Annotated in this window: 19 protein-coding genes; 13 read left to right on the top strand and 6 right to left on the bottom strand. The window is 55.9% G+C overall.

Annotated elements, in window-relative coordinates; translation table 11 throughout:
- Positions 1 to 42 precede the first annotated feature (42 nt).
- Together O2597_RS12575 and O2597_RS12570 are read left to right on the top strand one after the other, a co-directional pair.
- Positions 43 to 645, top strand: coding sequence for an RNA polymerase sigma factor (locus O2597_RS12575; protein WP_269525357.1), 603 nt, complete (start codon positions 43 to 45; stop codon positions 643 to 645).
- Entirely contained in the window at positions 642 to 1,322 is a 681-nt protein-coding gene (locus tag O2597_RS12570; RefSeq protein WP_269525355.1) for a hypothetical protein, read from the top strand. The genes O2597_RS12575 and O2597_RS12570 overlap by 4 nt, the downstream gene beginning before the upstream one ends.
- Positions 1,323 to 1,365: 43 nt before the next feature.
- Here the strand turns inward: O2597_RS12570 and O2597_RS12565 are convergent, their stop codons facing one another.
- A complete protein-coding gene (locus O2597_RS12565) occupies positions 1,366 to 3,483 on the bottom strand; it encodes a tetratricopeptide repeat protein (protein WP_269525353.1) in 2,118 nt (705 codons plus the stop codon).
- Positions 3,484 to 3,653: 170 nt separating this feature from the next.
- Between O2597_RS12565 and O2597_RS12560 the strand changes: the two genes are divergently transcribed.
- Positions 3,654 to 5,180, top strand: a complete 1,527-nt coding sequence (locus tag O2597_RS12560; protein ID WP_269525351.1) for a phospholipase D-like domain-containing protein — start codon at positions 3,654 to 3,656, stop codon at positions 5,178 to 5,180.
- Here O2597_RS12560 and typA read toward each other — a convergent pair.
- The 4 genes from typA to O2597_RS12540 form a co-directional block, all read right to left on the bottom strand.
- On the bottom strand, positions 5,177 to 7,009 hold the full coding sequence (typA, locus tag O2597_RS12555) for a translational GTPase TypA (RefSeq protein WP_269525349.1): 1,833 nt from the start codon (positions 7,007 to 7,009) through the stop codon (positions 5,177 to 5,179). The two genes, O2597_RS12560 and typA, sit on opposite strands and share 4 nt — an antisense overlap.
- 154 nt (positions 7,010 to 7,163) lie before the next feature.
- Positions 7,164 to 7,559: a hypothetical protein gene (locus O2597_RS12550; RefSeq protein WP_269525347.1), complete on the bottom strand. Its 396-nt coding sequence runs from the start codon at positions 7,557 to 7,559 to the stop codon at positions 7,164 to 7,166.
- Positions 7,560 to 7,713: 154 nt separating this feature from the next.
- The gene (locus tag O2597_RS12545) at positions 7,714 to 9,072 is read right to left on the bottom strand and encodes an MBL fold metallo-hydrolase (RefSeq protein ID WP_269525345.1); all 1,359 of its coding nucleotides are present in this window, start codon (positions 9,070 to 9,072) and stop codon (positions 7,714 to 7,716) included.
- Positions 9,069 to 9,476, bottom strand: a complete 408-nt coding sequence (locus O2597_RS12540) for a Co(2+)/Mg(2+) efflux protein ApaG (protein ID WP_269525343.1) — start codon at positions 9,474 to 9,476, stop codon at positions 9,069 to 9,071. Before O2597_RS12540 ends, O2597_RS12545 begins: the two co-directional genes overlap by 4 nt.
- Before the next feature lie 115 nt (positions 9,477 to 9,591).
- Here O2597_RS12540 and O2597_RS12535 point away from each other — a divergent pair, with 115 nt between their 5' ends.
- From O2597_RS12535 to purH, 4 genes are all read left to right on the top strand, one after another.
- Entirely contained in the window at positions 9,592 to 10,521 is a 930-nt protein-coding gene (locus tag O2597_RS12535) for a cation diffusion facilitator family transporter (RefSeq protein WP_269525341.1), read from the top strand.
- A 75-nt stretch (positions 10,522 to 10,596) separates the two neighbouring features.
- Positions 10,597 to 12,510, top strand: coding sequence for an amidophosphoribosyltransferase (locus O2597_RS12530; protein ID WP_269525339.1), 1,914 nt, complete (start codon positions 10,597 to 10,599; stop codon positions 12,508 to 12,510).
- 63 nt (positions 12,511 to 12,573) lie between these two features.
- Complete coding sequence (locus O2597_RS12525) at positions 12,574 to 13,641, top strand: TolB family protein (RefSeq protein ID WP_269525337.1); 1,068 nt, start codon at positions 12,574 to 12,576, stop codon at positions 13,639 to 13,641.
- 753 nt (positions 13,642 to 14,394) lie between these two features.
- Positions 14,395 to 15,948, top strand: coding sequence for a bifunctional phosphoribosylaminoimidazolecarboxamide formyltransferase/IMP cyclohydrolase (purH, locus tag O2597_RS12520; protein ID WP_269525335.1), 1,554 nt, complete (start codon positions 14,395 to 14,397; stop codon positions 15,946 to 15,948).
- A gap of 754 nt (positions 15,949 to 16,702) precedes the next feature.
- Here the strand turns inward: purH and O2597_RS12515 are convergent.
- On the bottom strand, positions 16,703 to 18,070 hold the full coding sequence (locus tag O2597_RS12515) for an integron integrase (RefSeq protein WP_332108366.1): 1,368 nt from the start codon (positions 18,068 to 18,070) through the stop codon (positions 16,703 to 16,705).
- A 458-nt stretch (positions 18,071 to 18,528) separates the two neighbouring features.
- Between O2597_RS12515 and O2597_RS12510 the strand changes: the two genes are divergently transcribed.
- The 6 genes from O2597_RS12510 to O2597_RS12485 all read left to right on the top strand — a co-directional run bounded on the left by O2597_RS12510 (position 18,529) and on the right by O2597_RS12485 (position 22,397).
- Positions 18,529 to 18,939 carry a hypothetical protein gene (locus O2597_RS12510; RefSeq protein ID WP_269525333.1) on the top strand — a complete coding sequence of 137 codons (411 nt, stop codon included), beginning with the start codon at positions 18,529 to 18,531 and terminating at the stop codon, positions 18,937 to 18,939.
- A 419-nt stretch (positions 18,940 to 19,358) separates the two neighbouring features.
- Positions 19,359 to 19,760, top strand: coding sequence for a hypothetical protein (locus tag O2597_RS12505; protein ID WP_269525331.1), 402 nt, complete (start codon positions 19,359 to 19,361; stop codon positions 19,758 to 19,760).
- Between the two features lie 91 nt (positions 19,761 to 19,851).
- Positions 19,852 to 20,262 (top strand): hypothetical protein, encoded by a 411-nt coding sequence (locus O2597_RS12500; RefSeq protein ID WP_269525329.1) that lies wholly within the window; start codon positions 19,852 to 19,854, stop codon positions 20,260 to 20,262.
- A 61-nt stretch (positions 20,263 to 20,323) separates the two neighbouring features.
- Entirely contained in the window at positions 20,324 to 21,055 is a 732-nt protein-coding gene (locus tag O2597_RS12495) for a phosphodiester glycosidase family protein (protein ID WP_269525327.1), read from the top strand.
- Positions 21,056 to 21,094: 39 nt separating this feature from the next.
- Complete coding sequence (locus tag O2597_RS12490; protein WP_269525325.1) at positions 21,095 to 21,859, top strand: hypothetical protein; 765 nt, start codon at positions 21,095 to 21,097, stop codon at positions 21,857 to 21,859.
- Positions 21,860 to 21,953: 94 nt separating this feature from the next.
- Positions 21,954 to 22,397: a hypothetical protein gene (locus O2597_RS12485; protein WP_269525323.1), complete on the top strand. Its 444-nt coding sequence runs from the start codon at positions 21,954 to 21,956 to the stop codon at positions 22,395 to 22,397.
- Positions 22,398 to 22,569: the final 172 nt, after the last annotated feature.

Raw genomic sequence — 22,569 nt, 5'->3', positions numbered from 1 at the left:
ATATCTAAGGTTAAGCACTCCTATATATACAAATCTACTACAATGAGCGCTAAGACTGAATCCGCTAATCCCGAACAACTACTGCTTGAACGTGTCCGGCAGGGGGATGTTGCTGCCTATAATGATATGGTAACCCGTTATTGGGACCGTATTTACGCACGTGTTCACCAACTCTTGAAGAACCGTGAGGACGCCGAGGAAGTGACTCAAGACGCCTTTATCCGGGCCCATCGCGGACTGGAGAACTTCCGCGGAGACGCCTCTTTTTCGACCTGGCTGTATCAAATTGCCACGAATCTGGCCCACAACCGGTACTGGTATTGGTTCCGCCGTAAGCGCGACCAGTCCATTTCACTGGACCAGCCGATCACGGATGACGGGGACATGACCTTGGAAAATGTGATGCCGAGCGAGGGCGAGGACCCGGCTGCGGCGACACTGACGCATGAATTTGTCGACCGTGTGTCTGAGTGCATGAGCGGTTTGAACGAGAAGCATCGCGAGGTTTTGGTACTTCGTAATGTGAAGAATCTTTCCTACGAGGAAATTGCCGAGCAGTTGGACATCAGTGTCGGCACCGTGAAGAGTCGAATCGCCCGTGCGCGGGAGAGTCTTCGCGAGTTGATGGGCAATGATTTTGCATGAATGACGAGCGATTCAAGGAACTTGTAAATCTCTACCTCGACAAGGAGATCAGCGCGGCCGAGCTGGCCGAGCTGCGTGCCGAGCTGGAGTCGAGTTGCGCGCGAAAAAACGAATTTGAGCATTCCTGCCGGCTGCACAAGGCCATGTTGGTGGCTTTGGGAGCCTTTGACGCTGCAGAGACACACTCTGCCGAAGGCAAGGTGGTCTCCATTCGTACTTGGGTTGCCGGTGCGGGCATGGCGGCCTGTTTCATTGTCGGCATCGGTTTCATGTTGGCCCAGGTCGAGAATGCCCTGAATGCTGAGACTCCGTTGGAGACGACGAGCCTGACACCTTCGTTGGCGGAAGACGCGATCGAGCCGTCGGATATCCGTCGCTACCATGTGCGCAACAAGAGCGCCGTGGTCCCGACCTCTTGTTTGGCGGCCCAACTGCGTCTGGCTGGGTTGCGTCCGGAATTCACGCCGGAGGATCGCAACCTCACGAGTATCGATCCAGAATGGATGGAAGTCCGCCGCAGCGAGCGTGACCGTGCGGTTGAGCTATTTGAGCGAATGCGTGCGGCTACCCCGATGCCCCGGCCCCGATTGGTTAATTTTCCCGAGCCGTCGACCTACGAGAGTGAGGTGGGGAGCCGATGGCCGGGTGGTTTTCGGACTACACTGGCTGGTTACTGATCGGTATTCATCGGCTAGCCTGAGCGAGTCCGGCCTCCCGGTGCTATTGGCCACGCGCACGTTGCATGGCCTTCTGAGCCTCTTCCACGCGTCCTAATTTCTGGTAGGCCAGGGAGAGGTTGTACCAAGCCCGGTAGAATTCAGGCTCCACACTGACCGTTTCCTGCAGGAAGGAAATCGCCTTTTCATAATCATTGGCTTCTGCGGCGAGCAGTCCCAGGGAGTAGGGGAAGATTGGATTCTCCGGAGCCAGATCCCAGCCTTTGTAGAGTGTTTGAGAGGCTTGCTCGTTGAGACCGGCGCTGCTCAAAAGGATCGCGGCCTGATGGTACATTTCCGGGTTGGCGGTATCCATGGCGATCGCGCGCGTGACATAGTCTTCTACCGAGTCCGCCTGACCGGCTCGAGCCGCCTGCTGTGCGAGCAGGAAGAGTGTCTGCGGGCGGTCCGACTGGAACGCGAGGTAGCCTTCCCACTCTCCGGCAGCTGGCTCCTGTGTGAGGGCCATGCCACGTATGCTGGCGCCCCGCGCAGCCGAAATCCGGACCAGACGGCAGGGGTCTTCCATTGAATCTTTCAATCGTGATTCCTGACTATCCACTCTTGCCAGTCCCCTGATGGCCCGGCTTCGAACCATGGGATCGGCATCCCGGCTCAAGGCTTCGAGCTGCAGACGAACGTCTTCCCGAGGCAGGTAATTGGCCAGGAGCCCCGCATAAATTGCGCGCCATGCCGGGATGTCCTCGGCCTCGCAGAGCGCGAGCAGTTGCCCTGCAGCTTCCGGATCTGCCTGATAGGCTGCCGAAACCGCGCGCGCCCGTGCCCGCTGTCGGCTGTCTGCCAGTTTTTCGCCATACCATTTCTCGGACCAGTCGATGTTCCAATCCAGACCCTTGTCTTCATGGCAGCCGCTGCAGGCGTTGGGAATGCCCAGCTCGCGGGTCATGAGCGGGTCCGGAAGGTGGAAGCCGTGATCGGCCCGCGGATCGACCTGCATATACTTGGTCTTCGGCATGTGGCAGTTCACACAGAGGTTCCCAGTGCTGTCGGCTGCGTGGAAACTGTGTGTCTGCGGCTGGATGATCGGCGCCTCGAGCACCCCGCCTTCGTGGCAACGCATGCAAAGCATGTTGTTGTCGATCGGCAGGATGGGCTCCATCGAATGCGGGCTATGGCAGTCCATGCACTGCACGCCCTTGTGTGCCATCCGGCTCATCTGGAAGGAGCCATAGACAAAGTCCTCATCGAGAATTTGTCCGTCGGCATAGTACAAGCCGGGCTGGTCCGGCAAGCTCAGGTCGAAATGATCGTGAAAATGATCACCCGGCACAAAGGCATCGGCGGTGAGCTGGTCGCGTCGGGCGTGGCAACTCGCACAGTTCTCGGTGGTTTGTTCCTTCGTCAGCTTGGTCAGTCCCGTGACGTAGTCTTTCCGTGCGGAGGCTTCGACATGTACGTCGAGCCCTGTGTGGCATTCCGCGCAGGCGATTCCCTGCTGTATCCATGTCGATTCATAGTGGTCTGCGCCGTATAGAAAGCCCTTCTCGTAGTGGGTCGTGTGGCAGTAGGCGCAGTTTGCATTCCAGTTCATGCCCTGGCTGGCCCAGTGGCCCCATTCGCCCGGCATGCGGTTTTCCCCGGCATACACGTCAAACCATTCGTCTTCGAGTACATCGTAGCTGGCGCTGATCGTCTGCAGCTTGTTCCCTTCGAAACGGGTCAGGTATTGTCGTAGTGGCGTCTCACCGATCACGCCGACCAGTTCATGAGGTTCTCGTGTTCCGTCCGGCTTGACGACGGTGAGCCAGAACTTGTTCTCTGCTTCGGACAGTTCGTAGATCACGCCGGATTCCTCGACGGTCCGGGTCGGGGTAAAGGCCGCGCGATCCTTGGCTGTGGAGACCCGCCTGTTCGCTTTGGCGTGGTGGCTCTTGCGCCAGTCCAGCACGGCCTGCTCATGGCAGGGTAGGCAGGAGTCCGGCCCGTATTTGGCGATTTGTACCGGAGCGTGGGAGAAGGGAAAGGGATCATCCGGATTTGGTCCCGGTCCCGTCGCCCGGTATCCCGAATTGTTTCCTTCGTCGCAGCCCGACCAGAGTGCCAACAAAAGAACGGTCGAAAGTATGGTTATTGGGGGCTGGAGTTTTCTCAGGCGAGGCATGCTGGTATCGTTGACTCCGTATCTCCCGGGTCAAGGCAGATACCAATGGAATCTGTGAACAAAATGAATGACGGTGGGAAGTATAGGGTCCGTCGGTACATGTCCGGGAGGGCGCACACCCGTCATATTTACTTTGCAGACTGCCTCTGGTCTTCTCCATGCTCGCGGGAATGAAGAAACTTTTCTGGATTGGAGTCGGGGCGGTGCTTGGGGTCTTCCTGCTGCCTTATGTTCTGATTCGTCAGCCTGAAATGCCGTCCGGAACCAGCCAGCGCAGTCCCGAGTACGGCTATGACTCCGCGCGCCTGCTGGTAGACCGTACGCTCTGGGACTCGAAGGGCCAACGCCATTTGCTGGAGCATGAGATCTTTCGCTCGATCCTGTCTGAAATCGAGAAGGCGGATACCTTCATTATCGCCGATTTCTTTCTCTGGAACCCATGGAAGGGCGCGGTCGGGGAAGATACGGAATTGCGCGGGTTATCGAGCGAGCTGGCGCAGGCATTGATCGAAAAGCGTATCAAGAATCCGGATATGCCGATTCTGGTGATTACCGACCCGATCAACCGTGTCTACGGGGAGGACTACCCCGTCTTTTACGGACGCATGTCGCAAGCCGGCATCCCTGTGATTTTTACGGATCTGGAACGGTTGCCGGACTCAAACCGAATCTACGGGCCGCAGGCTAAGTTTTGGGGGCACTTCTTCCAGCCGGACACGGGGCCCGATGCGATGCGCTATTTCCCGAACCCTTTCAATCCCGACGGGCCGCGTCTGTCGGTGGGGCAGCTGTCCAGCCTCTTGTATTTCAAGGCCAATCATCGCAAGGTTCTGGTGACCGGACGCAACGGTGGGCGTTTTCGTGCCTTGGTCGGCAGTTTCAATCCGGCGGACGGCAGCGCCAATCACTCCAATGTAGCGGCATTGGTGGAGGGTCCGGTGGCGGCCTACGCAGGTCGCTCCGAGATGGCGATTGCAGGATGGTCGACAGGCTCTGGGGAAAATTCACAGATGCCGGAGGAGCATTTCCGCAAAACGCTGTCGCAGTTGGACGTGATTCTGCCGCAGGCGGATGAGCTTGGCACTGTCCGTACCGGGGCGCCTTCGGTCAGCTGGTTCAGCGAAGGGCAGGTGCGTGAAGCCCTCGTAGATGTGCTGGGGCAGTGTGGGGCAGGTGCCCGTATTGATATCGGGCTGTTCTATTTTTCGGACCGGAAAGTTGTTTCGGCCTTGCGCGAGGCGGTCGAGCGCGGGAGCCGGTTGCGTCTGTTGCTGGATGCGAACCGAGACGCTTTTGGCCGCGAAAAAAGCGGGATTCCGAACCGTCAGGTAGCCGCGGAACTGATGCAGTTGGCATCCACGCACGAGATCGAGGTGCGCTGGGCGTCGACCCATGGCGAGCAATACCATGCCAAGGTACTGCGTGTTTCCGGGGCGGGGCTGGACCTGATCTGTCTGGGCTCCTCGAACTGGACACGACGCAATATCGGGGACAGCAACCTCGAAGCGAACCTGCTCTTCCGCCGGGCAGGTTCACTGGGGGAGGCCTACGACCTGTATTTTGACAAGGTATGGAACAATACCGACGGCTACACCGAGAGCCAGCCCTACGAGGAATGGGCCGAATCCGGATGGACGCTGCGTTGGAAGACTTGGCTCTACCGCTTCCAGGAGTGGAGCGGCGCGTCTACATTTTAGGCCTTGGCGGCCTTTGCGAGCTTGCGGCGCGTATTCTCGTCGAGGATGCGCTTGCGCAGGCGCAGATGGTTCGGTGTGGCCTCGACCAGTTCGTCGGCGGCGATGTATTCGATCGCACGTTCCAGGGAGAACTGTACCGGGGGGGCGAGCTGGATGCCTTTGTCCGAACCGGAGGCACGCATGTTGTCGAGATGCTTGGCCTTGGCCGGGTTGACCGGCATGTCTTCCTTGCGCGGGTTTTCACCGACAATCATGCCGCCGTAGACTTCCTCGCCGGGGGCGATGAAGAGCTTGCCGCGGTTCTGGATCATGTCGAGCGCGTAGGGCATGGCCTTGCCGAGTTCCATGCTCACCAGGGTGCCGGTTTGACGAGTGGTGATTTCGCCGCAGAAGGGACGGTACTCGAGGAATGAGTGGCTCATCACTCCGTGGCCGGAGGTCATGGTGACGAGGTCGCTCTCGAAGCCGATCAGGCCGCGGGTCGGGGCTTCGGCCTCGACCGTGACACCCGCGTTGTGGTGCTCCATGTTGGTGACCTTGGCCTTGCGCTTGGACAAGTTTTCCATCACGCCGCCGAGTTGGTCTTCCGGTACTTCGACCCAGACCTGTTCGAAGGGCTCGCAGCGGGTGCCGTCGATCGTCTTGTACAGCACGGTCGGGCGGGAAACCAGCACCTCGAAGCCCTCGCGGCGCATGGTTTCGACCAAGACGGCGATTTGCATGGCGCCCCGGGCGTTGACGAGGAAACGGGTGCCCTCGTCGGTGTCTTCCACGGAGATGGAAATGTTCGACTGGGTTTCACGGATGAGGCGGTCGCGGATCTGGCGTGAGGTGACCTTCTTTCCGTCTTTGCCGGCGAGCGGGCCATTGTTCACGGAGAACTCCATCTGCACCGTAGCGGGGTCGATCTCGACAAATGGCATCGCCTCGGCATCGGGTGTGAGCGACAAAGTGTCACCGATATCGATTTCGTCGAAGCCGGCGATGCCGACAATGTCACCGGCCACGGCCTCGGCCACATCGTCGGTGGCGAGCCCGGTAAAGGTCTTCATCTTGGTGATCTTGATGCGTTCCTTACGCCCATCCTTGCGGAGGGCGTGGATGTTTTGACCCTGCGCGACCGTACCGGAGAGCACACGGCCGATGGCCATACGACCGACGTAATCGTCCCAGTCGATGTTGGAGACGAGCATGCGGAAGTCACCTTCCTCGATGACCGGCGGCGGAATGCGCTCGATGATCGTCCCGAAGAGATCCTGCATGTTTTCGCGGGGGCCGTCTGCTTCGCGGTCGGCAAATCCGTTCTTGGCGGAGGCGTAGAGGAACGGGGCGTTGAATTGGTCCTCGTCGGCGTCCAGATCGAGGAAGAGTTCGAGCACCTTGTCATGCACCCAGTCCGGGCGTGCGGTTTCGCGGTCGACCTTGTTGATCACACAAATCGTCTTGAGTCCGGCATCGAGGGCCTTGCGGAGCACCCAGCGGGTCTGGGCCTGGGGGCCTCCAACGGCATCGGTCAGCAGTAACACACCGTCGACCATCTTCATCACCCGCTCGACTTCGGCGCCGAAGTCAGCGTGCCCCGGGGTGTCGACGATATTAATGGTGTAGGTAATCCCGTCCTTGGGGTTCGCCCACTTGATCGCCGTATTCTTGGCCTTGATGGTGATGCCCTTTTCGCGTTCGAGGTCCATGGAGTCCATCATGCGCTCCTCGGTGGCCTGGTTTTCGCGGAATGTGCCGCTCTGCTTGAGCAGGCAGTCCACGAGGGTGGTCTTGCCGTGGTCAACGTGGGCAATAATGGCGATGTTTCGGATGTGTGCGGCGTTCATGGAAAATGGAAGCGGAGGGTGTGTGAGAGTCCGGCACGGTCGGCCGAAAACAAAAATCCCGCCGTATGGATTCGGCGGGGGTAAAAAAAATCAGCCCGCGATAAGTGGCGCGGGCGGGCGGGAAGTCAATGGTAATGATTGCGGCGGGGAGGGACTAATCGTCCGGCAGGTAATCCGCGATGACCGGTTTCTGGATGAAATCGATGGCGGCCTGCCGGGAGCTGACGACACGCAGGCTGTCGACATTGTTGAGCCGGTGCTGGAAAATCTGCCCCATTGCGACCACAATCGGGTCGTCAGCGATCATCACCCAAAGCGACTGCCCGAACAGTGTACTGCCATTGATCATCTCCACAAAGCCGTTGAGATCTGCCTTGTTCATCTTCGACGTGGCCCCCCTCAGGTCGACCACGCCGCAGTAGTGCGGGGCATAGTCAGGGTTTTCCATTATTTGACGGGTCTTCTGCATGACGCCTTCGATTGTGACCTCCCCGTGGATGCGTTCGATGACGATGCCGTGTTCCTTGAGTATGTTGATCTGGTAATTCATGGGGTTGATTGAGCAGGGGATGAGCTTAAATATGATAGGTTGTCGGGCAATGACAAGGAAAGCCGTACGAAATGAGGCAATTCCGCCTGATCCCGAAGGGGACGATGTCCTCACCGTTTAGCGCGGTTGCCGGCCGCTTGCAAGGGCGCGCAGCTCAGATTTGGTACTGGCAGAGCGGTTCAGGATTGATCACCGTGCTGTCTGGCATGTTGGCCTGCAATTCCTCCAGGAACCACTCGCGCGCATCCGCATCGCCGTGGGTGAGGACGACGGCCCGCGCTTCGGATTGGACGGCATAGGCTGCGAGCTCCTCGCGGTCGGCGTGGCCGCTGAGGTCGAACTGGTCGACACTGGCTTGCCTCGGGGCCAGGTAGTCGAGGGCATCGAAGAAGTAGTTTTCCGCCTCCGGTTCCGCCAGGATTTCGCCACCCGGAGTTTCGGGGTCGCAGTAGCCGACGAAGCAGATCCCGTTGTCGGGATGGGGGAGCAGGGAAGCCGCAATATGGTAGGAGGGCGTGTGTTCCACCATCATCCCACTGCTGACCAGGTAGATGCCCTTGCGGGGCAGGTCGCGGCCCGGGCGCATTTTGGGGTCCGGTTGCTGGACCCGCATCTTTTCCAACATGCCCAGGTCGAAGTCGACGAGACGCGTACTCCGGCGGATCTTTTCAAAATGATTGCAAAGGTCGATGCCCAGGCCCGCCGCAAAGACGGGGCAGCGTGGCAATCGACCGAAATTCCGTGCTTCGTAGAGGATCTTGAACAGTTCCTGCATCCGGCCGAGGGCAAAGACGGGAATCAGGCAGCTGCCGCCTCGTTCGAGGATGGCCGCGACGGTGTCGATCAGCCGGTCGACTTCACTCGCGCGGTTGACTTCGGGCTTACGGGCGGTTCGTCCCCGGGTGGTTTCCAGGATCAAGGTGTCGATCTTGCCTTTGGGCAGGTGTGCGCCCGGAAGGGTTCGCTGGGCCTCGAACAGGACGTCGCCGCTGAATACGATGCGCCGGTGCTTATGGATGAACTCGACGGCGGCGGCTCCGGCCACGTGACCGGCTGGGTGGAGGGTCACCTCGATCCGGTCCTTGCCCTTGAGGTAGACCTCGCCCCGCTCGAAGCGCTGGCCGACCAAGCGCTTCGAAACGGCGGCCACATCGCGGTGCAGGAAGAGCGGGTAGTCGAGGATGTTCAATTCCTGCCGCTGCCGCTTCATCACATTGATCGAGTTTCGCAGCATCCTCGGTGCGAGGGTGAGATTCGGCAGCGAGGTGATGATCGGGGCGTCGGGGTGGAGGGAGGCGACGATCGGCAGCCCGCCCAAGTGGTCGAGGTGGCAGTGGGTGAGGATGATCAGGTCCAGATCCAGGTCTTCGATCGGTTCGAAATCGGGCAGGGCTTCCTTGCCGACCATTTTCGGGTGCAGGCCGGCATCGACCAGTATATTGAAGTCGCCGATTTGAACAAAGATGGAGTTGGCGCCGATGCCGCCGTGACGGTTGAGGTCGATTAGCTTCATGTGGTGGAATGACCTCCGTCCGCTTCAGGGATGTGCATTTCGAAGGCTGGAATGGGCACATGGATATGTGCTCCGGATTCGTCGAGGCCATGAAATGCGCCCTGAGCGGTGCAATTGCAATGCGTCATATGATAACTGTTGTAGGAAAATACCTCGCCGGGGGAGAGTGTCGGCTCCTTGCCGACGATTCCGTCGCCTTCGATCACTTTCCGGTGGCCGGTGGCCTCGTTGAGCACCCAGCGCCGGCCCAGCAGGGTCACCCGTTGGTCGGAAAGGTTACTGATGGTGATGAAATAGATGAAGACGTGTTCCATTTCACTGCCCCGTTTTTGGGCGTCGTGAAAATAGACCAGTTTGTCGAGTGAGGCGCGGAGGCCCGGCAGCGTTTTGCTCTCGTCGGACACGAAGTTTATGTTGGATGTTGTCGCAGGCAGTCAACGGTGCGGAAAAGGGGACGACAATGGAAAAATTGGCGCGACAGCGCCTTGCATAGTTGTTAGCGAAGAAAAGATGGTGCAAATGGAAGACGGACTGCGGATCACGTGGATCGGGATGGCGATTAACCTCTTGCTGGGCTTGGGCAAGGTGGTTGCCGGTTGGTACCTGTCTTCCAAGGCCTTGATGGCCGACGGCTTACACAGCCTGATCGACCTGTTGACCGATGTGGCGGTCATTTTTGGGCTGATCATGGCGCGGCGTCCGGAAGATGCGAACCACCATTACGGGCATCATAAGTTTGTCAGTTTATCCAAGCTGTTCATCGGTGGGGCCTTGGTTGTCTTTGCCGGCGGCTTGCTGGTCACGGTGCTGATCGACCTGCGTACCGGCCGCGGGGCGCCCAAGGCGGAGGGCGCATTCCTGGTCGCCTGTTTGAGCCTCTTGGCCAAGGAGGGACTCTTCTGGTGGACGCGCGCGGTCGCTCGACGGCTCAAGTCGGACCTGCTCATGGCGAATGCCTGGCACCACCGGATGGACAGTATTTCCTCGCTGGGGGTGGCCGTGGCACTGGTAGCGGTCTGGATCGGCGGGGCGGATTGGGCCTTTCTCGACGGGGCGGTCACGCTGGTACTCGGCTTCTACCTCCTGCTGGAGGCCTTCAAGATCTTTCGCCGGGCCTGCGACGACCTCCTGGATGCAGCGCCCGAGCAGGAGATCATCGAGGATTTTCGGGAGCACATCCTGCAGGTGCCGGGGGCGCTCGCCTACCACGATTTCCGGGTACGCCGGGTCGGGGACGTTTACGAGGTGGACCTGCACCTTCAGGTCGAGCCCGAGTTGACGGTGGAGCGCGGACATGCGATTGCCCGGGAGGTCAAGCAGCAGATGCTGGAGATGCACCCTGAAGTCAGCAAGGTCTTGATCCATGTGGAGCCTGCGAATGACGAACACATCAAGCAAAGCGGGATTTTTGACGTGGAAAATTCACCTCCGGGCGCGATCGTGGATTGACGCCCTTCACAAAATTGAAACTTTGCATCGCCTATCTGCCTGCAAGCCTTTTAGCCTCCGCTGCCTTATTACCTTATGAGCGACTTTTTGAAGCATGAATGCGGTATCGCGATGATCCGACTCCTCAAGCCTCTCGGTTACTACCAGGAGAAGTACGGGACTGCGCTGTACGGGTTTAACCAGCTTTTCCTTCTTATGGAAAAGCAGCACAACCGGGGGCAGGACGGTGCGGGTATCGGCTGCGTGAAGCTCAACGTCTCTCCCGGGCGGTCTTACATGGCCCGGGAGCGCAGTATTAAGGCGAACCCGCTGGCCCGCATTTTCAAGGATCAGCTCAAAGACTACCATAAGATGGTGGACAAGGGCATCATCCACCCCGAGTTCGCGGCCACCGTGAAGGAGAATTTCGATTTTGGCGGGGAAATCCTGCTGGGCCACCTGCGCTACGGCACCTCCGGCGTGTACACGTCAAAGAACTGCCATCCCTTCGTACGCCAGTCCAATTGGCCGACGAAGAACCTCATGCTGGCCGGCAATTTCACCATTACCAACGAGAAGGACCTCAACAACTCGCTCATCAACCGCGGGCAGCACCCGATCTTCGGGACCGATACGCAGGCTGTGCTGGAGGAGGTGGGCTTCCATCTCGACGAGGCGCACGACGCCATCTACCACCGCATGCGCGACCAGAACATGGACGGCAGGCGGATCCCAAAGATCATCAGCAAGGAGCTGGATCCCATTCGTATCCTGCAGAAATCCGCCGAAGGCTGGGATGGCGGTTACACCATCGCCGGACTGATTGGCAACGGCGATGCCTTCGTCATGCGGGACCCGCGGGGCATCCGGCCCTGTTTCTATTTCCAGAATGATGAAATCATCGCTTTTGCTTCGGAGCGGGTTGCGCTGATGACGATTTTCAACCAGCCGCAGGAGAGCGTTTGCGAGTTGGACCCGGGCACCGCGATCGTGATCAAGAACGACGGCAAGATTTACTCCGATCGCTTCATCGAGGACGAGCCGGTCAAGCCCTGTGCCTTCGAGCGCATCTATTTCTCGCGCGGCAACGACCCGGATATCTATCAGGAGCGCAAGGCGCTGGGCGGTGCGCTGCTTGATCAGGTAGTCGAGTCGATCGACAATGATTTCACCAACAGTGTGTTCAGCTTTATTCCGAACACGGCGGAGACCGCCTACTACGGCTTGCTGGAGTCCGTCCGCATTCATCGCCGCAAGGAGGTGAAGGCTGCGATCATTAAAGCACAGGCGGAGGGCACGCTGAATGAGGACCTGCTCGACCAACTGATCATGGACAACTGGCCCCGTGGCGAAAAGATCGCGCACAAGGACATCAAGTTACGCACCTTCATTTCGCAGGAAAAAGGGCGGGCCCAGCTGGTGTCCCACGTGTACGACATCACCTATGGGGTGGTCAAATCGAAGGACTGCCTAGTGGTGATCGACGACTCGATCGTGCGCGGCACCACGCTGAAGGAATCCATTCTCAAGATCCTGAGCCGGACCAATCCGCGCAAGATCGTCATCGCCTCCACCGCCCCTCAGATCCGCTACCCGGACTGTTACGGGATCGATATGTCCGAACTGGGCAAATTCATCGCGTTCAAGGCGACGGTTGCGCTGCTCAAGGAGGACGGAGCGAGCGACATCCTGCAGGAGATTTACCGCGACTGTTTGGCGCAGAAGGACTTGCCGGCCTCCGAGATGGTCAACCATGTGCGGCGCATCTACGACCGCTACACGGACGACCAGATCTCCGCCAAGATCGCCGAGCTGGTCTATCCGAAGAACATCCCCTGGAAGGGGGACCTCGATATCGTCTTCTTGACCGTCGAAAAGATGCGCGAGGCGATACCGGTGAACAACGGGGATTGGTACTTTACCGGCAACTATCCGACACCGGGTGGCTACTCGGTGCTCAACCGCGCCTTCATCAACTACTACGAGAAGAAGGACGGGCGCGCCTACTAAGCGATTCGCGAGACGCTCCGGGAAACGCTGGACCTTTTACCGGAGCGGCACTTTGCTCGAAGCATGCCCCATCTCGACCTAGAACTTGCGCCCGGCTGGCGCGAAGTCGATCCGCGTGCCGATGCGCCGGAGCTACTGGTCGAGCAGGGGGGCGTGCTCCGTCATCTGCGCGGTGATTTTGACGAGTTGCATCAGTTCGGCTCCGTCGGGCCGGTGGATTGCCCCCTGGCCTACGATGCCCGTTCACGCCGCGCCTACCGCTATGTCTGCGAGACCCGGCTGCTGCGGAAGGATTTCAGCCAGCTGCGGGCTTACGATCTCAACAGCGGAGGCGTTTTTCCGTTGCTGGAGCTGCCGCTCAACCAGTGGGTGCTCTGGCAGCTGGACTGGCTCCCCGGCAAGGACGGTGAGCCGGGGCAACTCTTCGGCCTGCTGGCTTCGGATCATACCGAGGACGACGACCGCATTGTGATCCAGCACCGCCTGTTTGCCTTCAACCCGGCCGAGGCCGCACCGCGCGTGCGTCCGCTCTGCCGGGATGCCTACAAGCCGCTGGCCTTTAGTCGGCAGCGGCGCGAGATGGTATTTGCCGGTGCCGAAGGCATCCACGTGGTGGGCTTGAAAGGGGAGCGCCGGGTCAGCCTGACCCGTGAATCCCGGCCGGAAGGCTATGGCGCCTCTTTCGACCCGCAGGGGGGCGGCCGTGTGGCGCTGGGCGGGGCCGGTATCTGGATCTGGGATTACGAGGCCGGCTCGCTGGACCGGCTCAGTGTGGTCGGGCGACATCCCGTCTGGTCGCAGGATGGCCGCGGGATCTGGTACGGCGAGTGCAGCTCGGACCTGTTTCGTTACGATACCGGCAGCGGGCAAATCGAGAAGATCCTCGGTATCCGGCAAAACCGCCAGACCGAGACCTGGCACGCGCGCCCGGTCCGGCAAAGCCCCTGTGGCCGCTACCTCGCGATGTCACTGACCGCCAAGCGACTCAAAGGCGTGACCCGTCAGGCCGGCGGCATGGCCGAGCGCGAACATGTCTATGTGCACCACCACGCCCTTTGTATCCTCGACCTGGAGCGCCGGGAGCTCTGGCGCAGGGAAGGGGCTTTCGTGAACCAGGTACGCTGGGTCTGAACTCAATGCCGGCAAGACCGGAGGTTCAGCAAAATGATTTTCTTACAACGCTGCATGCTTTTAGGCGGGTAGGGACGGATATCCTTATCCGTCCGAGAGGACGCGGGCTTTTGAGGGCTGAAGTCTGAAACCTGAAGGAGGATTATTTGCCCAGCACTCGCTACACCCCAAAAAAATAAAACACGTCGTTGTAAGCATTCGTGCGGATTCGTGTAAATTCGTGGTTTCAAAAACACCGTTGTTGTAAGCATTCGTGCACGATTCACGTAAATTAACGTCCATTAACGGTCCAAAAACACGTCGTTGTAAGCATTCGTGCGGATTCGTGTAAATTCGTGGTTTCAAAAACACCGTCGTTGTAAGCATTCGTGCACGATTCACGTAAATTAACGTCCATTAACGGTCCAAAAACACGTCGTTGTAAGCATTCGTGCCGATTCGTGTAAATTCGTGGTTCAAAAACACCGTCGTTGTAAGCCATTCGTGCACGATTCACGTAAATTAACGTCCATTAACGGTCCAAAAAACACGTCGTTGTAAGCATTCGTGCGGATTCGTGTAAATTCGTGGTTTCAAAAACACGTCATTGTAAGCCATTCTCTTTTGAAGCCTGAAACCTACGTTGACGCCTGGGTTCTCAATACCGGCAGGGGTGTCTGCATGCTGCGTCGAAAACAAATTGAGGCTTGGCGATTCCCGGGGAGGAACTTTAATCGCTAGCTTTTCTTATTTTCACCGCAACACCTCCGATACATGCAAAAGACCGCACTCCTCTCTGTCAGTGATAAAACCGGGCTCGTGCCCTTTGCCAAGGCGCTCGTCGAGACGCACAATTACCGTCTGCTCTCGACCGGCGGCACCGCCAAGCTCCTGGAAAAAGAAGGCATTCCGGTGACCGAGGTCAGCGACTACACCGGTTTTCCCGAGATGATGGAAGGGCGCGTCAAGACCCTGCACCCGAAGATTCACGGCGGCTTGCTGGCCCGCCGCGACAAGGAGGACCACATGGCTGCCGCGGCCGAGCACGGCATCGACATGATCGACCTCGTGGTGGTCAACCTCTATCCCTTTGAAGCCACCGTGGCTAAGCCGGATGTGAGCTTCGAGCTGGCTATCGAGAACATCGACATCGGCGGTCCCTCCATGCTCCGCAGTGCGGCCAAGAACCACGCCTCCGTCTCGGTCGTGGTCGATGCGGCCGATTACGACCGCGTCCTTGCTGCCATGGATGACGAAGCCGCTCTGAGCCAACTGCGCCGCGAACTGGCCCTCAAGGTTTTCCAACGCACATCCGCCTACGACGGTGCGATTTCCCAGTACCTGGAGAAGGAGCTGCAGTCCGACGAGCCGGACCTCGCCGAAATCTCCGGCATTCCCTCCAAGTTGGACATCCAGTTGCCCCAGGCGCAGATCCTGCGCTACGGCGAAAATCCGCACCAGCAGGCCGCCCTCTACGGCAGCTTCTTCGATTGCTTCGAGCAGCTGCAGGGCAAGGAGCTCAGCTTTAACAATATCATCGATATCACGGCCGCCACTTACCTGATCGGCGAGTTCCAGAAGCCGACTGTGGCCATCCTCAAACACACCAACCCCTGTGGTGTGGCTTCCGCTGACAATCTCGTCACCGCCTGGGAGCAGGCGTTCGTGACCGACCAGCAGGCACCCTTCGGCGGCATCATCGTGGCCAACCAGACGATCGACGTGGATCTGGCCGCCATTATCGGCAAGATCTTCTGCGAGGTGATCATCGCTCCCGACTTTACGCCGGCCGCCCGTGAGCTCTTCGGTAAGAAAAAGAACCTGCGCCTCATGACCGTGAAGGACAGCCTGCCGGCCGATTCCATGCGCGAGGTCCGCTCCGTCGTGGGCGGTATCCTGATGCAGGACCGCGATACCATGCCGGACCGTCCGAGCGACTGGAAGGTCGTGACCAAGCGCCAGCCCACCGAAGAGGAAATGCGCGCCATGATCTTCGGCTGGAATGTGGTCAAGCACGTCAAGTCCAACGCGATCGTCTATGCCGGCTGCGAGCGTACCCTCGGTGTGGGTGCCGGACAAATGTCACGTGTGGACAGCTCCAAGATCGCGGTCTGGAAGGCGGGCGAGGCCGGTCTTTCCCTCGACGGTTCCGTGGTCTGCTCGGATGCTTTCTTCCCCTTCGCCGACGGTCTCATCGCCGCCGCCGAAGCCGGAGCCAAGGCCGCCATCCAGCCGGGTGGTTCCGTCCGCGACGAGGAAGTCATTGCCGCCGCCGACGAGCGTGGCATGGCCATGATCTTCACCGGCAAGCGCCACTTCAAGCACTAGGCCGCCGCCGGCCCCGGCAGGCCGGATGCAGTTCTTCTGTGGAGGCTTATTCGCATCTAAGTCTGACTCTTAAGCTTTCTCGTACTCTTAATCCTAATCATTGAGCTACGTTTGAGGGATTAGGATTAAGAGTAAGATTATGAGTTGGGGGTGTGGCAGATCTCCGGTTGTTGGCCTGAAATCGTAGCATACGGCGTGAGCCGGATGAGGAGGGTTCGCGAGTCGGGTGTTTCGAGGGGCTAGTTCCTGTCTTTATCAGACTCATACACTTAATCTGAGGGATTAGGATTAAGAGTAAGATTATGAGTTGGGGTGTCGCAGATCTCCGGTTGTTGGCCTGAAATCGTAGCATCCGGCGTGAGCCGGATGAGGGTGGTTCGCGAGTCGGGAGTTTCGAGGGGCTAGTTCCTGTCTTTATCAGACTCATACTCTGAATCTGAGGGATTAGGATTAAGAGTAAGATTAAGATTATGAGTTGGGGCTGTCGCAGATCTCCGGTTGTTGGCCTGAAATTGTAGCATCCGGCGTGAGCCGGATGAGGAGGGCTGCCTAAACACAGGAAAAGCCGCAATTAGCCTAGACAGCGAATCCGCACTGCCGCTAGCATGGCATCGAACCGTTTGAGTTTGTTCATGCCAGTCCATTATTTCCCGAGGTGGGGGAGCGCCCGACCAATGGCGGTAGCTTGCCTGATGGCGAGGCGGTATCATCTTGGTCCGGTCGACAGGAATCTGCACCGCCCCTGCAATTGGAGCTACAGGCTATCCGCCGGACTCGTTGTCTTCCGGTTGTTGTCGACATGCAAATAAATGCGCGTCGTCTCGAGTTCCGTATGTCCGAGTAATTCCTGGATACGGCACAAATCCGTACCGCTGCTAAGCAAGTGCGTGGCAAAGCTGTGCCTAAGCACATGCGAAGTGACCCGTTTCGGAATGCCCGCCTCCCGGGCCGCACGCGAGATTGCCGCCTGATATACCTTGGCCGCTACATGATGCCGACGCACCGTTCCCGGCGAGCGAGGATCTTCCGCCAGTCCAGCCGCCGGCCAGAACCAGAACCACTCCCAACGCTCCCCGCCATGACGGAACTTCCGCGCCAACGCCTCCGGTAACCAGACTCCCGCCACGCGATCTTTCCGGTCTTTCTCGTAGAGCTTCCGCGCCTCGGTCTGCTGCGCCTTTAAGCGCGGGACCAACGATTCCGGCAGCAAGGTAGTCCGGTCCTTGTCGCCCTTGCCACCACGCACGATGACCTGCTTCTGCTCGAAATCCACATCCTTGATCCGCAACCGCACCAGTTCCGAAACCCGCAACCCAGCACCATACTGTAAATGCGCCATCAGGGCGACGTGCGGGTTCAATTCCGCAAACAAGCGCCGGATCTCCTCGACACTCAACACCACCGGTATCCGCTTGCCCGTGCTCGCCTTCTTGTAGTCGGAAAAATCACCCAGCTCACGCTTCAAGGTATCGCGGTAGAAAAACACCAACGCGTTCAATGCCAGCCGTTGCGTCCCGCCGCTGACCTTTTCCTTCACCGCCAGATGATCGAGATACAGTTTGATCTCGTTCTCGCCAAGTGCTTCCAGATCCTGCGTTTTCCAGTAGCTGGCAAAACGGGACAGCCACTGCAAATAGGCCTTCTCCGTTCGGTAACTGTAGCTTCGTATGCGCGCCATACGCACCGCCTTTAAACGCCACTCCGGCTCCGAATCCGCCATGCGGGCCGGTTGTGCTTCCGGCCCGCGCGACCGTGCCGCAGCACATGTCTGCCTGCCTGCTTTGAGCTCAGCTTTGTATTCGGTTTCCGGCGATTCGCAGCCATTAGAGCCATTAGCTGCTTCCCGACAGCCTGTATCCTTCCGCTTCTCTTTCGGCGCATTCCGGAAAAACCAGTTGATCGCTTCCTTCCACCGTTGGAGGACCCAATCCTTTGGTTGCTTCTCTGCTTGCGCATTCACCACGAAGGCTCGCGCTTGCTCGATGTCCGCACCCACGCCGTTTCGCTTACAATGGGACAAAAACCACCGGATCGTGATCTTGAACGCGGTGCGCTCAGACTCACTCAGCTTCATGTCGGACTCCAACGCCGAGCCCCAATCCGGAAAATGAACCGCTGCCATAGTTGGTGAACAAATATTTACATGTCCGGATTGTCAAATGATATGTGTATATTTATTCACCGGTTAGGCTCTGAGCCCCCAGGTCTCAGCCATCAGCCTTCCCTTCACATCTCCCTTGATAGGGCGGGTTTCAGGGCACCGGTGGTATTGATCTTGCGGGTTTGAGCGCCATGGATCGCATCGAGGCTCTTTTTGAGAGTAAAATAAGGTTTATACCTTACTTAAATGATCAGCTATGCCCTATTTTAAAAATGCGTTAGACCGGCGGTCGAAGAAACGCCCCGAAACCTCCACTAACAAGCCTTTTCCTCGCCCATATACGGCAAATCAAGCAAAGAGTGCTGCCGACACTCAAACGATAGCTAATATAGCTTGCTCCAAGCACTTAGCATATCTTCAATCACTTAAATCCACCTCCAACTCAAGATGAGCAAAGAGGTATTATAATACTGTTAGAAATGAAAACAAACAGCTTAAAATTTCTAATCGCACTATCATTTATGGTCGGGCTTGTCGGTTGCGAAAAACAAGCAGAACCAACTGTAACTTTGCAAATCTTAACAACAGACGATCTCAGAATGGAGTTAGATATAAACCCGAACAAGAGAAACTCTGAGTTCGCAAAGAATATGTGGGCTGAGATTGTGCGCCGAATAGAAAGCCACTCGAATTACAAAAAGCACTATACTCTAATCACTAATCAGGAGTCGTGGTTATTACTGATTAAAACCAAGAAAGGGGCAGACGAATTAAATGCTTTTTCAATGTCACTTGAAGACGTATTTGACCAACCTCCATATGAAGGTAAGTCCATAGGAATCCGAGTCATCGATTTCGCAAAACAAACAACTGATCTAACCAATCGGTAGTATCAATTCCGTTACGGCTCCGCCTTCACTCCATCGATACACCTCGACGTTAGAGAAAAGAATGAATGTAATTGCTATCATACTCTCAGGATTCGGATTGCTGATAGCGATTGGCAATTGGTGGGGAATGATTTGGGCAGCGATCCAAAGAAAGAAAGGGAATGAACAGAACTTCTCAGTCATCCCTCTTGTCTCAATCGGAGCATGCGTGTTAGCATTTTTCTTAGCACCAAAGAATGGCATCTTTTACCTGATTCCGACTTTGATAGACCCAGCCACATTATTCTTACCCTATGGAATCTGGCTATCATTCTGGAGCGACCATGAACCAACGAACTAAAACTCTAACCAGTCGATCGTCTCAATTCAGTTACGCGCTCCGCGCTCCACTTCTTGAGACATCTCTACGTTATACGAAGATGAATGATAAAGACGAAATGACTCCCAGTCTAAATCATCGGCTTGAAGCGTCATCTCAAATTTTGGGAGTGCTCGTGGTCGCATTCCTCATTACTTCTAACTTAAGGCTCTGGAACGTTATGTGGAATGGTGGACAATTTGCTCTCACATTCGACGATATGCTGGAAGGAAGCCGGGAATTGCCGTTCCTGGCGCGCATATTTACGATTCACCACAACTTAATTTACGGCATCTTAACGGCCCTTGCTATTGCAGCTATTTCGTTGATTCTGGTCAGAAAGCAGAAACCAGCTTGCCTTGGGGTAGGGATAGTTGTTGCTCTTTTTTCATGCGGAGTCGCAGAAATCGCGAATTACTGCTACTGGCAGGTGTTTCATGAATTCCTCAGGCAACTGACATGAAAAGAGAAATCGGTATAACCAGTCGATAGTATCAATTCCGTTACGGCTTCGCCTTCACTCCATCGATACATCTCCACGTTATAGAAAGAAAATGTTCACTCTAGGAAGAGATCGAGAAATCGAAAACGCGATAAAGCATGTGGGATCAAAAGAGAAAGCTGCATTGTTGATCACTCTCGTCGATGACCTGCATAACTATCTCGAAGGAACAGAGAATAGAATCGAAGAGTCGATAAAGCTAGCATTCGCAGATGGTTGCACTGGGGTATGGGAATCAGCAGGGACTTGGTTGCGTAAGCTCTGTAATGAGAATGAGAGCTTTTTAGAAGTATGGGGCCAACTGGCGGAATCAAAGAAAGCAAATACCAGATTTCGAGTAGCGTGCTTTCTCGAGGACATTCCCGAAGAGATTCAGAAAGAAATTGGAGAAAAACTTAGGCATGACACTTCGAGGAAGGTCAAAGAGATGTCGGAGGCGAGAATTGAAGAAATGAAACTATAACCAGTCGGTGCTGGACAACGTCGCTAACGCGCCGCGCCAGACCTCATCGTTCACCTAAAGAATGAAAATCATCATCGCCAGCTTGCTCATCCTTGGAAGCGTGGCCTGCGCTGAGCGATCTTTCATCGTAGAAAAAGAAGGGGTGAGCATCCATGCGATCGAGTTCAGGAAAGATGAGAATCTCGATTTTGAATTAATCGACGGAGCGAAAAAGAAAAGTTACGTCTCTGACCACTACTCCCCTGAGAGTAATATCTTCACAGTCAATGCTGGCTATTTTGACGGCAATCTGAACCCCATCGGTTACTTTCGAATCGACGGGAAAGCCATATCGACTACCCGCAATCCTAAGCTATCTGGATTCATCACTATTACGGATAAAGGTAAGCTATCACTGCACTGGAAGGACATCCCAGAAGGAGAATACAGAGACGTTCTACAGGCTGGACCCTTTATTATTGATCCAGGTGGAACCATTGGGATCCACGCGCGCTCGGGGAAAGAAGCAAAGCGAACAGTCATTGGACAGACAGAAGATGAGAGAATATTGGTTCTGACCACGACCGAGGTCTTTCTTTATGACTTAGCTCGGATCTTGAAATCCGAGATCCCAGAATTGGAGCGAGCGCTGAATTTGGATGGTGGACCTTCTGTCGGACTGATTTATGGGGATACTCGAATTAAGAATGCGAACCCGGTGAGAAACTTCTTAACGAAACGGAAAGGTGAACCAGACGCGGCAGTCAATGCGAGTCAGCCCGCTGGATTGTCCGAGAACCACTTGCACGATTGACTCGTTAGGCTCGTATCGACTACGCTTTACGTTGTAGAAATGAAAATACTAGCCCACATAATCATTGCTAGCCTGATTTCGAACTGTGCCTTTGCATGCTTCATCGAGATGCCAATCGAAAAGGTCTTAGCTACAGGCGATATCATCGTTTCCGGAAAAATTGAAAGAGTAATACCACCAGCAAGGAGTCACGCTGAAAAGGATGAATACCTTTTCGATATTGGCGAGATTCGCATCAGTGAAGTCTTCAAAAACTCGCTTAACGAACTTGAAGTCAAAAAAGGAGAAGTGATTCCGCTAAAGATGCCTTCGACAAGCAACACCATGCGAATTTCAACCGACATACGCTACAAGGAAGGCTTAGAAGGAATTTGGATACTCACCTACCATGAGGGCGGATTCCATGCTGGATATCAGCGATACCAACCTCTTGAGTTCAAAAAGGAATTAGAGCAGAAAAGAGGATTCTTAGCAGTAGAAACCAGATACGAATTGTTGGTTTCCCCAAAAGAGCCATCCCACTTCATGCATCGCCTTGAGAATGTTACTTTTCCAGCTATTCGTTTCGAGCAGTTAGAATCAGAGAAGGCATTCGAAGTTGTCGAAGAGCTTCTCAACGAGTGGATGGTATATTCCAATGAAGGCCTGCATATATCCGTTTCGCCCCCTGAAGGTGAATTCCAGCCTGTCTCCTGTAATTTTAAAGAAATTCGAGCCATAGACCTTCTCAACTTCATGAAAATTCACACGAATTCCGATCTATACATATCAGATGAAGTGATCGAGTTTAAGAACCCACGATAAACGAAATAAAAACTACAACCAGGGTGAGTAGACAACGACATTACGGCTGCGCCTCCATGTCGCGTCTATCACTTACGTTCTCAAAAAAATAAGAATGACCAAAAAGGAAAAAAGAAAATTGGGTTGCTTGCCGATATTTTTAGCCATCGTAGCTGGCCTTCTGATCTTATATTTTCTTTCCAGCTGGCGGTCGACACGCCCCAAAACTCTACTAAAAAATAGTCTCGGCATCGAATATTCAGAGAGAATAAATCGATTAGAAGCTGAGTATATCGGTGGCCTAGACTACACCGTGCATCTTTATCTCGAGGCAGACCCAGAAGTAATAGAGAGAATTCTATCAGGGAACGATTTCGAAAAAGTCAATTACGATGAAAATGCAGATTCTCATCGAAGAGAAGGTATGAATTTCCCTGCCGCACCTCCCTTGCCAAATGGAGCATTGTTGCTTTACGAAAAGCACATCCCGACGGTTATTAGATATATTATTGTGACACCAGATAGGAGCCGTCTGTGGTATGCAGCATTTGACTACTAAATGAGAACCAGCCAGAGTGGGCAACGGCTAACGCCGCGCCCATCTTCGACGTTAGCTAAGAATATGATAAAGAAACTAAAATCACTTCCAAAGCCTTTGCAGATAGTTGCGTGGCTCAACATCGTCTTAGCTCTCTGGACAGCAGTTGAGACTCTGGCCTACTCAACCAGCA

Origin of the sequence: Coraliomargarita parva (assembly GCF_027257905.1) — a bacterium.
GTDB lineage: Bacteria > Verrucomicrobiota > Verrucomicrobiia > Opitutales > Coraliomargaritaceae > Coraliomargarita_A > Coraliomargarita_A parva.
The sequence above is the reverse complement of the archived record's forward strand: the minus strand, read 5'-3'. Positions and strand labels throughout refer to the sequence as shown.

Bases quoted from the DNA above. Each gene is read 5' to 3' on its own strand.
- O2597_RS12575 (WP_269525357.1), top strand. From the start codon at position 43: ATGAGCGCTAAGACTGAATCCGCTAATCCCGAACAACTACTGCTTGAA.
- O2597_RS12535 (WP_269525341.1), top strand. From the start codon at position 9,592: ATGGAAGACGGACTGCGGATCACGTGGATCGGGATGGCGATTAACCTC.
- O2597_RS12515 (WP_332108366.1), bottom strand. From the start codon at position 18,070: ATGGCAGCGGTTCATTTTCCGGATTGGGGCTCGGCGTTGGAGTCCGAC.
- O2597_RS12525 (WP_269525337.1), top strand. From the start codon at position 12,574: ATGCCCCATCTCGACCTAGAACTTGCGCCCGGCTGGCGCGAAGTCGAT.
- typA (WP_269525349.1), bottom strand. From the start codon at position 7,009: ATGAACGCCGCACACATCCGAAACATCGCCATTATTGCCCACGTTGAC.
- O2597_RS12570 (WP_269525355.1), top strand. From the start codon at position 642: ATGAATGACGAGCGATTCAAGGAACTTGTAAATCTCTACCTCGACAAG.
- O2597_RS12530 (WP_269525339.1), top strand. From the start codon at position 10,597: ATGAGCGACTTTTTGAAGCATGAATGCGGTATCGCGATGATCCGACTC.
- O2597_RS12505 (WP_269525331.1), top strand. From the start codon at position 19,359: ATGAATGATAAAGACGAAATGACTCCCAGTCTAAATCATCGGCTTGAA.
- purH (WP_269525335.1), top strand. From the start codon at position 14,395: ATGCAAAAGACCGCACTCCTCTCTGTCAGTGATAAAACCGGGCTCGTG.
- O2597_RS12495 (WP_269525327.1), top strand. From the start codon at position 20,324: ATGAAAATCATCATCGCCAGCTTGCTCATCCTTGGAAGCGTGGCCTGC.
- O2597_RS12545 (WP_269525345.1), bottom strand. From the start codon at position 9,072: ATGAAGCTAATCGACCTCAACCGTCACGGCGGCATCGGCGCCAACTCC.
- O2597_RS12550 (WP_269525347.1), bottom strand. From the start codon at position 7,559: ATGAATTACCAGATCAACATACTCAAGGAACACGGCATCGTCATCGAA.
- O2597_RS12485 (WP_269525323.1), top strand. From the start codon at position 21,954: ATGACCAAAAAGGAAAAAAGAAAATTGGGTTGCTTGCCGATATTTTTA.
- O2597_RS12490 (WP_269525325.1), top strand. From the start codon at position 21,095: ATGAAAATACTAGCCCACATAATCATTGCTAGCCTGATTTCGAACTGT.
- O2597_RS12565 (WP_269525353.1), bottom strand. From the start codon at position 3,483: ATGCCTCGCCTGAGAAAACTCCAGCCCCCAATAACCATACTTTCGACC.
- O2597_RS12500 (WP_269525329.1), top strand. From the start codon at position 19,852: ATGTTCACTCTAGGAAGAGATCGAGAAATCGAAAACGCGATAAAGCAT.
- O2597_RS12510 (WP_269525333.1), top strand. From the start codon at position 18,529: ATGAAAACAAACAGCTTAAAATTTCTAATCGCACTATCATTTATGGTC.
- O2597_RS12560 (WP_269525351.1), top strand. From the start codon at position 3,654: ATGAAGAAACTTTTCTGGATTGGAGTCGGGGCGGTGCTTGGGGTCTTC.